Consider the following 2890-nt stretch of genomic DNA (forward strand, 5'->3'; position numbering starts at 1 on the left):
TGCTGGTCTTCTGTGGGTGTTCCCGAGTAGCGGCGGACTCCTGAAATCTGCCGTGAATCTGCCAGGACCACCTGGTAAGCCTAAATACTTCCTGGTGACCGATAGCGGACGAGTACCGTGAGGGAATGGTGAAAAGTACCCCGGGAGGGGAGTGAAATAGTACCTGAAACCGTTCGCCTACAATCCGTCGGAGCCTTTAGGGGTGACGGCGTGCCTTTTGAAGAATGAGCCTGCGAGTTAGTGGCATGTGGCGAGGTTAACCCGTGTGGGGGAGCCGTAGCGAAAGCGAGTCTGAAGAGGGCGTTTGAGTCGCATGTTCTAGACCCGAAGCGGAGTGATCTAGCCATGGGCAGGCTGAAGCGCGGGTAAGACCGTGTGGAGGGCCGAACCCACCAACGTTGAAAAGTTGGGGGATGACCTGTGGTTAGGGGTGAAAGGCCAATCAAACTCCGTGATAGCTGGTTCTCCCCGAAATGCATTTAGGTGCAGCGTCGTGTGTTTCTTGCCGGAGGTAGAGCACTGGATGGTCTAGGGGGCCCACAAGCTTACCGAAATCAGCCAAACTCCGAATGCCGGTAAGTGAGAGCGCGGCAGTGAGACTGCGGGGGATAAGCTTCGTAGTCGAGAGGGAAACAGCCCAGATCACCAGCTAAGGCCCCTAAGCGTGTGCTAAGTGGAAAAGGATGTGGGGTCGCATAGACAACCAGGAGGTTGGCTTAGAAGCAGCCACCCTTTAAAGAGTGCGTAATAGCTCACTGGTCAAGTGGTTCCGCGCCGACAATGTAGCGGGGCTCAAGCACACCGCCGAAGCTGTGGCATTCACGCGTGTACTTCGCATCGTCTTTCGGGATGGTGTGCAGGTGTGTGGATGGGTAGGGGAGCGTCGTGCCGGGGGTGAAGCAGCCGAGTGATCGAGTTGTGGACGCGGCACGAGTGAGAATGCAGGCATGAGTAGCGAAAGAAGGGTGAGAAACCCTTCCGCCGGATGACCAAGGGTTCCAGGGCCAGGCTAATCCGCCCTGGGTGAGTCGGGACCTAAGGCGAGGCCGAGAGGCGTAGTCGATGGACAACGGGTTGATATTCCCGTACCCGCGAAAGAGCGTCCCTGACGAACTTCGTTGTGCTAACCATCCGAGCTGCAGGCGGTCTTCGGACCAAGTGTGGTGAGCGTGGGAACCTGGCGGGTAGTAGTCAAGCGATGGGGTGACGCAGGAAGGTAGCTGAGCCCGGCCGGTGGTTGTGCCGGGGTAAGCGTGTAGGCCGCATCATAGGCAAATCCGTGGTGCATGAAGGCTGAGACGTGATGCCGAGCCGATTCAGGTGAAGTCAGTGATCCTATGCTGCCGAGAAAAGCCTCTAGCGAGTTCTTAGCGGCCCGTACCCCAAACCGACACAGGTGGTCAGGTAGAGAATACCGAGGCGATCGGGCGAACTGTGGTTAAGGAACTCGGCAAATTGCCCCCGTAACTTAGGGAGAAGGGGGGCCGGAGACGTGAAGCCCCGCGCGGGTGGAGCGTTGTATGGCCGCAGAGAGCAGGGGGAAGCGACTGTTTACTAAAAACACAGGTCCATGCGAAGAAGTAATTCGATGTATATGGACTGACGCCTGCCCGGTGCTGGAACGTTAAGGGGACCTGTTAGCTCTTCGGGGCGAAGCGGAGAACTTAAGCGCCAGTAAACGGCGGTGGTAACTATAACCATCCTAAGGTAGCGAAATTCCTTGTCGGGTAAGTTCCGACCTGCACGAATGGCGTAACGACTTCCCCACTGTCTCAACCACAGGCCCGGCGAAATTGCAGTACGAGTAAAGATGCTCGTTACGCGCGGCAGGACGGAAAGACCCCGGGACCTTTACTATAGCTTGACATTGGTATCTGAGTTGATTTGTGTAGGATAGGTGGGAGCCGGTGAAGCGCATACGCCAGTATGTGTGGAGGCAATCTTGAAATACCACTCTGGTTGATTCGGGTATCTAACTTCGGACCGTTATCCGGTTCAGGGACAGTGTCTGGTGGGTAGTTTAACTGGGGCGGTTGCCTCCTAAAAGGTAACGGAGGCGCCCAAAGGTTCCCTCAGCCTGGTTGGCAATCAGGTGTTGAGTGCAAGTACACAAGGGAGCTTGACTGTGAGACTGACGGGTCGAGCAGGGACGAAAGTCGGGACTAGTGATCCGGCACTTGCGTGTGGAAGCGGTGTCGCTCAACGGATAAAAGGTACCCCGGGGATAACAGGCTGATCTTCCCCAAGAGTCCATATCGACGGGATGGTTTGGCACCTCGATGTCGGCTCGTCGCATCCTGGGGCTGTAGCAGGTCCCAAGGGTTGGGCTGTTCGCCCATTAAAGCGGTACGCGAGCTGGGTTTAGAACGTCGTGAGACAGTTCGGTCCCTATCCGCCGTGCGCGTAGGATACTTGAGAAGGGCTGTCCCTAGTACGAGAGGACCGGGACGGACGAACCTCTGGTGTGCCAGTTGTCCCGCCAGGGGCACGGCTGGTTAGCTACGTTCGGAAGGGATAACCGCTGAAAGCATCTAAGCGGGAAGCCTGCTTCAAGATGAGGTATCCCACCATCTTCGGATGGGTAAGGCCCCCAGCTAGACGACTGGGTTGATAGGCCGGAAATGTAAGCCCGGTAACGGGTTCAGTTGACCGGTACTAATAGGCCGAGGACTTGACAACAAAGATTTGCTACGCGTCCACTGTGCAACTCACAGCAAACAAACAAGACCCCAGGATTTTCTGGTGTGGTGTTGTTTGACATGTTGATAAGGTTACGGCGGTCATGGCGGAGGGGAAACGCCCGGTAACATTCCGAACCCGGAAGCTAAGCCCTCCAGCGCCGATGGTACTGCACCCGGGAGGGTGTGGGAGAGTAGGACACCGCCGGACA

General features: G+C 56.7%; 2 rRNA genes (1 of these 2 only partly in view). Both read left to right on the forward strand.

What is annotated here, in order from left to right:
- A 23S ribosomal RNA gene (locus BMY89_RS29725) occupies positions 1-2679 on the forward strand (it extends 432 nt beyond the left edge of the window).
- Positions 2680-2772: 93 nt separating this feature from the next.
- Positions 2773-2889, forward strand: a 5S ribosomal RNA gene (rrf, locus tag BMY89_RS29730).
- The last annotated feature ends 1 nt before the right edge of the window (position 2890 follow it).

This window comes from Micromonospora phaseoli, from assembly GCF_900109115.1.
Lineage (GTDB): Bacteria > Actinomycetota > Actinomycetes > Mycobacteriales > Micromonosporaceae > Micromonospora > Micromonospora phaseoli.